A 1,301-nucleotide genomic window follows, 5' to 3' on the forward strand; every position below is an offset into this window, starting at 1 on the left:
TGTAGGAGTCAACCACATAGGTAACAAAAAAGTTCAATCACATGGGTTACACCTTCAGGTTCAAGTAACCACGCTCGCCGCCCTTGCGCTCATCAAATCGGCCCAATGCAATTGGGCCGAAATACACCTGCCACACACCGTCCCCGATCGCCTCGATCCCGACCTGCTCGCCGGCGAGCAGGTTGCCGATGTAAATCGTCAGGCTGCTCCAATAAACCACTCCGCTTCCATGTACTTTTGCCCGGTCGAAATAGCTCGGGTACTCCAGTTCCGGCAAACGCCGTGGATAGGGACGGCTTGACGCGCTGTAGCAGGAGCCTGGATTTTGCAATGCCAGCCCTTCATGCGGTCGCTGCTCGTTGTAATACTGGCGGAAGCTATCCAGCTGCTGCTGTTGCCGCTTCAAATCCGCCTCTGGCGGCTGGCCCAGTGATCGCTTGAGCGTACGATGCATCCGCTCATGGCGACCGTTCTGTTGCGGCTGTCCAGGCTCGATACGCTCAGGCCGGATTCCCAGCCGAATCCACCATACCGACAGGCGCGACAAGTTGCCTACGCCAATACTGGCAAACGGCACGCCATTGTCGGTGCGAATCCGTTCCGGCAACCCGTATTCCTGAAACAGGCGCTCGAACACTTCCTTCGTCTGTTCATGCCGCGTTCCCGGCAGTCCTTCGCATCCCAGCAGGAAGCGGCTGGCGTGGTCCATGACTGTCAACGGATAGCACCAGCGCCCATCCATGGTCTTGAACTGCCCTTTGTAATCGGCGCTCCATAGCTCGTTCGGCTGCGCTGCAGTACGAAGTGGACCCGGCAGGGTGCTCACCTTGCGGTTACGCCGTCGTGGCGCGATCTGCCCCGCACGCTTGAGCACGTTGTAAATCGTGCTCAGAGACGGGATCTCTTCCTGTGCGAACTGCCGTCCCAGCAGCGCCTGGATCTTCTTGGGGCCCGGCGCGTCGCGGTGATCGCGCAATTGCAGAATTGCCTGCTTGATGGCATAGGGTGTTTCTGACTGCGTATGCCGTTTGCGGCTACGCTCAGCCAAGGCCTCCGCGCCACCTTGGCCGTACCGCTCAATCCATTTGTAACCCGTCTTGCGACTGATTCCGTACCGCTCGCATAGCCGGCTGAGACTATCTACCTGGCGCAGGTAATCCACAATGAACAGCACCTTCTCGTCCATCGGTTTGACATCCTTCCAAGGCATGGCTCTCTCCAGCAATGAAGATAGCCATAGGGTAAAAAACTGTTACCCATGTGCTTGAATTAATGTGTTACCGATCAGAGTAAACCGTACC

Annotated in this window: 1 protein-coding gene; it reads right to left on the bottom strand. The window is 57.3% G+C overall.

Annotated elements, in window-relative coordinates; all coding sequences use genetic code 11:
• Nucleotides 1-46: 46 nt before the first annotated feature.
• Complete coding sequence (locus ACNOHI_RS24485) at nucleotides 47-1,210, bottom strand: integrase core domain-containing protein (protein ID WP_420477340.1); 1,164 nt, start codon at nucleotides 1,208-1,210, stop codon at nucleotides 47-49.
• Nucleotides 1,211-1,301: the final 91 nt, after the last annotated feature.

The organism is Noviherbaspirillum sp. ST9, from assembly GCF_048799745.1.
Classification (GTDB): Bacteria; Pseudomonadota; Gammaproteobacteria; order Burkholderiales; family Burkholderiaceae_D; genus Noviherbaspirillum.